6 protein-coding genes and 1 pseudogene are annotated in these 5,477 nt (G+C 69.6%); 5 read left to right on the plus strand and 2 right to left on the minus strand.

Annotation, left to right across the window (positions count from 1 at the left end):
• Window positions 1-452: aromatic amino acid lyase (locus FRW57_RS16535; protein ID WP_162529392.1), on the minus strand; the 452-nt coding region annotated here is incomplete at its 3' end.
• Window positions 453-491: 39 nt separating this feature from the next.
• On the opposite strand from FRW57_RS16535, the gene FRW57_RS16540 reads away from it, so the two are divergent.
• From FRW57_RS16540 to FRW57_RS16555, 4 genes are read left to right on the plus strand one after another with little or no spacing between them, the layout of a single operon-like run.
• Complete coding sequence (locus tag FRW57_RS16540) at window positions 492-1,622, plus strand: ABC transporter ATP-binding protein (RefSeq protein WP_152186516.1); 1,131 nt, start codon at window positions 492-494, stop codon at window positions 1,620-1,622.
• Entirely contained in the window at window positions 1,622-2,269 is a 648-nt protein-coding gene (locus FRW57_RS16545; RefSeq protein ID WP_137121893.1) for an ABC transporter permease, read from the plus strand. Before FRW57_RS16540 ends, FRW57_RS16545 begins: the two co-directional genes overlap by 1 nt.
• The gene (locus tag FRW57_RS16550; protein ID WP_203230375.1) at window positions 2,266-3,015 is read left to right on the plus strand and encodes an ABC transporter permease; all 750 of its coding nucleotides are present in this window, start codon (window positions 2,266-2,268) and stop codon (window positions 3,013-3,015) included. The genes FRW57_RS16545 and FRW57_RS16550 overlap by 4 nt, the downstream gene beginning before the upstream one ends.
• Before the next feature lie 40 nt (window positions 3,016-3,055).
• Window positions 3,056-3,982 (plus strand): ABC transporter substrate-binding protein, encoded by a 927-nt coding sequence (locus FRW57_RS16555; RefSeq protein WP_152186517.1) that lies wholly within the window; start codon window positions 3,056-3,058, stop codon window positions 3,980-3,982.
• A gap of 52 nt (window positions 3,983-4,034) precedes the next feature.
• Here FRW57_RS16555 and FRW57_RS16560 read toward each other — a convergent pair whose 3' ends face one another.
• Entirely contained in the window at window positions 4,035-5,039 is a 1,005-nt protein-coding gene (locus tag FRW57_RS16560; RefSeq protein WP_152186518.1) for a LacI family DNA-binding transcriptional regulator, read from the minus strand.
• A gap of 128 nt (window positions 5,040-5,167) precedes the next feature.
• Between FRW57_RS16560 and FRW57_RS24115 the strand changes: the two are divergent.
• Window positions 5,168-5,477, plus strand: a pseudogene (locus tag FRW57_RS24115) (hypothetical protein); the annotation flags it as partial.

A 5,477-nucleotide genomic window follows, 5' to 3' on the forward strand; every position in this document is an offset into this window, starting at 1 on the left:
TGGTTGGCGCGGATGGCCAGGGCGCACCGGACGGTGGCCGGCTCGTAGAGGGGGCCGGTGCCGGCGGCGTGCGAGCGCAGCAGCCGCACCGCCGGATCCGTCCCGCCCGGAGCGCCACCCGGACCAGTGGGAGCACCGGTCGGCTCCGTCCGGCCACCCGGAGGCTGGACAGACTGGTCGGTGGAGGCCTCGGTGGGCGGACGTCCATACGCCTCCTGCGTCGCGGCGTCCCGGTTGGCGCCCACCCCGGTGGAGCGCCCGTAGAGCGGCCTCTCGGAGGCGAGTCGCACCGCCAGCTCGTAACTCTCCCGGTTACGTGCGAGGCCGGCCGCGGTCGGTGAGACCCCGCAGCCGCCCGCGATGCCGGGCAGGTCGGCCAGGCGGAGCGGTGCGCCGTCGAGGTCGACTCGTGGCCGTCCCGCGACGTCATCGCCGGTATTGGTGTCTGTCACTCGATGATTGTGTCGGCCATCTCGGTTAGGTTGAAGCACATGATCCGCTTTGACGGCGTCTCGAAGCAGTACCCGGACGGCACCAAGGCTGTCGACGAACTGACCCTGGAGGCACCGACCGGTCAGATCACCGTCCTTGTCGGTCCGTCCGGCTGCGGCAAGACGACCTCGCTGCGGATGATCAACCGGATGATCGAGCCGACCGGTGGTCGCATCCTCATCGACGACCGTGACACGGCCAGCATGAACGCCGCCGAGCTGCGGCGCGGGATCGGCTACGTCATCCAGCACGCGGGACTGTTCCCCCACCGCACCATCCTCGACAACGTCACCACCGTGCCCAAGCTGCTCGGCTGGGACAAGAAGCAGGCGCGCGACCGGGCCCGCGAGCTGCTCGACCGGGTGGGCCTCTCCAGCGAGCTCGTCGACCGCTACCCCGGCCAGCTGTCGGGCGGACAGCAGCAGCGCGTGGGTGTCGCCCGGGCGCTGGCGGCCGATCCTCCGGTGATGCTGATGGACGAGCCGTTCAGCGCGGTCGACCCGATCGTGCGGCACCAGCTCCAGGACGAGTTCCTGCGGCTGCAGGACGAGCTCGGCAAGACCATCGTCTTCGTCACCCACGACATCGACGAGGCGATCAAGCTCGGTGACCAGGTGGCGGTGCTGCGGGTCGGCGGACACCTGGCGCAGCTCGCCGCCCCCGCGGACCTGCTGGCCCGGCCGGTCGACGACTTCGTCGCTGACTTCGTCGGACGTGACCGCGGCTACCGCGCACTCGGGTTCGCGCGCTCCGGCGAGATCCCGGTGCACGCCGAGGAGACGGTCCGGCTGGGCTCGGAGGTGAGCGTTGACGGCGGTTCGGCCGACCGGTGGGTCCTCGCCGTCGACAGCGACGGGAGGCCAGCCGGTTGGGTGGACCGTGCTTCCAGCGACGACACCGGGCCGGCGGAGGGGAGCCGACTGCACCGAGGGGGCACCACGGCCAAGCAGGACGGCACGTTGCGCGAGGCGCTCGACGCCGCGCTGTCGTCACCCTCGAGTCGCGGCGTGATCGTGGACGCGGACGGCCGTCTCCTCGGCACCGTCACGGCGCAGGAGGTGCTCGACCTCATCGAAGCCCGGCGCAGCGACGCCCGCAGCGGCGCCGGGGCGGGCAGCGGGACCGGCTGATGCTCTCCTACATCTCCGACAACGCCAGCACGCTGCTGCGCTGGACCGGCTGGCACGTGGTCCTGTCGCTGGCGCCGCTCTTCATCGGGCTGGCGCTCGCGCTGCCGATCGGGTGGCTGGCCAACCGCTACCGGCTCGTCTACGCACCGCTCGTGGCCGTGACGGGCTTGCTCTACACCATCCCGTCGCTGGCCCTGTTCGTCTTCATGCCGCTGATCCTCGGCACCCAGATCCTCAGCCCGGTCAACATCATCATCGCCCTGTCGCTCTACACCCTCGCGCTGCTCGTCCGCACGGTCGCGGACGGCCTCGCCTCGGTCCCCGACGACGTCACCCAGGCCGCGACCGCGATGGGCTACAAGGGGCTCGGCCGGCTGATCCGGGTCGAGCTGCCCATCGCGGTGCCGGTCATCGCCGCTGGCGTCCGGGTCGCCACCGTCTCCAACGTCAGCCTCGTGTCGGTGGCCGCGATCATCGGCGTGCCGCAGCTGGGACAGCTGTTCACGTCGGGCTTCCAGCTGCAGTACTACACCCCCATCGGCCTGGGGATCATCGGGTGTGTCATCCTCGCGCTCGTCTTCGACGCGATCATCCTCGGCGTGACCAAGGTCCTGACGCCCTGGCGCCGGCAGGAGGCAACGCCGTGATCAACCAGATCATCGACTGGCTGACCGACCCGGCCCACTGGAGCGGCACCGAGGGGATCGTGCACCGGCTGGTCCAGCACCTCGAGTACTCCGCGATCTCGCTGGTCATCGCCGCCCTCATCGCGCTGCCGCTGGGCATGTACATCGGGCACACCGGCAAGGGCACCTTCCTCATCGCCGGCATCGCCAACTCGTTCCGCGCTCTGCCGAGCCTCGGCCTGCTGACCCTGATCGTCCTGGTGATGTCGGGCAGCCTCCCGTTCAGCATCGCCTACCTGCTGCCCACCGTGATCGTGCTGGTCCTGCTCGCCATTCCGCCGATCCTCACCAACACCTACGCCGGCATCCAGAACGTCGACGCCGAGGCCCGCGACGCCGCCTACGGCATGGGTATGACGGGTGGACAGGTGCTCACCCAGGTCGAGACTCCCTGCGCCCTACCGCTGATCATCTCCGGCATCCGCAGCGCGGCACTGCAGATCATCGCCACCGCGACCGTGGCGGCCTACGTCTCCCTCGGCGGCCTGGGCCGGTTCGTGATCGACGGCCTCGCCCAGCAGGACTTCCCCCAGATGGCGGCAGGCGCGGTGCTGGTGGCCGTGCTGGCGCTGCTCGTGGACCTGGTCCTGATCGCGGTGCAGCGATTTGTCGTTTCCCGCGGACTGACCGGCCGCTACGCTCGGACCACAGCAAGCTCCGACGTGATCGAGGCCGAGTCCGTGAACACGCTCTCCACGGCACGCTGACCCCCCGCACCTGATCAACTGAACCGACAGGAGAAGCACCATGAACCGCTCGAGGACGCTCGTCACGTTGGTCTCGGTGGTGGGATTGCTGGGTGTGGCCGCCTGCGGCAGTGACAATGGCTCGTCGCCCCTCGGCAACGCGGCCACCGGCAAGACGGCGGCCTCCGACACGATCGTGGTCGGCTCGGCCAACTTCCCCGAGAACGTGCTGCTGATGAACATCTACGCCGAGGCGCTCAAGGCCAAGGGGGTCAAGGTCGAGACCAAGCCCAACATCGGCAGCCGCGAGACCTACATCCCCGGCCTCAAGGACGGATCGATCGACCTGATCCCGGAGTACACCGGAGTCCTGCTGCAGTACTTCGACAAGAAGGCCACGGCGGTCTCACCCGATGACGTGTATGCCGCGTTGCAGAAGGCGCTGCCGGCAAACCTCATCGTCCTGGACAAGTCCGCGGCGCAGGACAAGGACGCGGTGGTGGTCACCAAGCAGACCGCGCAGAAGTACAACCTGAAGTCGATCGGTGACCTCAAGCCAGTGGCCGGCAAGCTGAACCTCGGTGGCCCGCCGGAGTGGAAGACCCGCGAGACGGGTGTGCCGGGTCTGAAGAAGAAGTACGGCCTCAACTTCAAGTCGTTCGTCTCGCTCGACACCGCCGGGCCGCTGACCATCCAGGCGCTGAAGTCGGGCCGGGTCGATGCTGCCGACGTCTTCACCACCGACCCCTCCATCGCGCAGAACGGCTGGGTCATCCTGCAGGACCCGAAGAACCTCTTCGCCGCCCAGAACGTCGTGCCGCTGATCAACAAGGCCAAGGCCGGTGACACCGTCAAGGCGGCGCTCAACGCCGTGTCGCAGAAGCTGGACACGGCACAGCTCGGCGAGCTGGTGAAGAAGGTCGTGTCGGACAAGAAGAACCCCAACACGGTCGCGAAGGACTGGCTGTCGTCCAAGGGCCTGACCTGAGGAGCGACGCGACGTCAGCTCCCACCAGCAGTTCTTGAGGGTCGCGCGCCGGTCAGCGCGGCGGCGGGCCCACCGACGCGCGCGGCTGCGGCGTCGGAGGGAGTACCTTGCGCCTGCTGTGCTTGCCGGCGATGGCCTTGGTCGTGACCTTGACGACCGTGGCGACGAGCTCGGCCATCGGCCAGCGGTAGGTGGACAACGGTGGGCTGAGCAGCCGCGAGACGGGACGGTCGTCGTAGCCGATCACGGACAGGTCGTCCGGGATCGTGCGCCCGAGCTCGGCCGCCGCCGCATAGACCCCGTAGGCGATCGAGTCGGACAGGCACAGGAAGGCAGTCGGGGGGTCCTCGCTCGACAGGACCTCCTGCACGACCTGGCTCGCCGCCTCGAGGTCGTGGGGCGTCGTGAGGAAGTCGGCGTAGACCCCCAGCGTGGGTGCCAGCTTGCGCACCACGGCCTCGGCCGGGCGATCCGGTGTCTCGACGCCGCCGGGCGTGAGCAGCGCGACGCGGGTGTGCCCGGCGTCCGCCAGCCGGGTGAGGCCGTCGGTGACGCCGGCCGTGTTGTCGAAGACCACCTCAGCGGCCGTCGCCGCGCCAGGCAACCCGTCGCCGACCGCCACGATCGGCACGTCGCGGGCCGCCTCGACCCAGTGCGGTGACCGCGGGTCGAGCGGGAGGGTGATGATCGCGTCCACGTGCTGGTCGACCAGGCGCTTGGTCATGGTCACCTCGGTGAGCGGGTCGTTCACGGCGTCGACGATCGCCGACGTGAGCCCCGCCTCGAGCAACGCCCGGCCGAGGGCCGCCGCGACCGACTGCTGCCAGTTGTCCTCGAGCGAACCGCAGAGCACGCCCACGGTGTCGGTGCGGCCGGAGGCGAGGGCCCGGGCGATCGGATCGGCCTCGTAGCCCAGCCGGTCGGCCGCCTCGCGCACGCGGACCTGGGTCTCCTCCGGCACCTGGATGCCGCGCAGCGCGTAGGAGACCGCCGCGACCGACAACCCCGTCTCGTCGGCGATGTCGCGCAGGGTCAGTCGCTTGCGTCGGCCGGCCATGGCCCAACGCTAGTCGTCCCGTGGCCCGATGCCGCGAGAGTGGTTGACAGACTCTCGTTTAACCGCTTCACTGAAAGGGTTCAGTGAAGCGGTTAAACCATCCATACGTGGTGAGGAGGCGCCCGGTCATGAGCCCGTATGACGTGCCTCGAGGCAGCATCGACGTGCACCAGCACCTGTGGCCCGAGCCTCTGGTCGAGGCCCTCCGCCGTCGGGAGCGGCCCCCTCGCCTGGTCGGTTGGACGCTCCACCTGGACGGTGAGCCGCCGTTCGAGGTGGATCCGGCGGCCCACGAACCGGCCAAGCGAGCCGCAGGTGAGCCCGACGACCGCGCCGTCGCCGCCCTCTCGCTGTCCGCGCCGTGGTGCTCATGGTCCGAGCCTGCCAGATTCCGGGGCGTCACGTGTCGCGCCCCACCCCGAAGGTCCTGTGACGTGA

This window comes from Segeticoccus rhizosphaerae (genome assembly GCF_009192725.1).
GTDB lineage: Bacteria > Actinomycetota > Actinomycetes > Actinomycetales > Dermatophilaceae > Segeticoccus > Segeticoccus rhizosphaerae.

Coding starts and splice junctions, on each gene's coding strand:
- FRW57_RS16545 (WP_137121893.1), top strand. CDS start 1,622: ATGCTCTCCTACATCTCCGACAACGCCAGCACGCTGCTGCGCTGGACC.
- FRW57_RS16560 (WP_152186518.1), bottom strand. CDS start 5,039: ATGGCCGGCCGACGCAAGCGACTGACCCTGCGCGACATCGCCGACGAG.
- FRW57_RS16555 (WP_152186517.1), top strand. CDS start 3,056: ATGAACCGCTCGAGGACGCTCGTCACGTTGGTCTCGGTGGTGGGATTG.
- FRW57_RS16540 (WP_152186516.1), top strand. CDS start 492: ATGATCCGCTTTGACGGCGTCTCGAAGCAGTACCCGGACGGCACCAAG.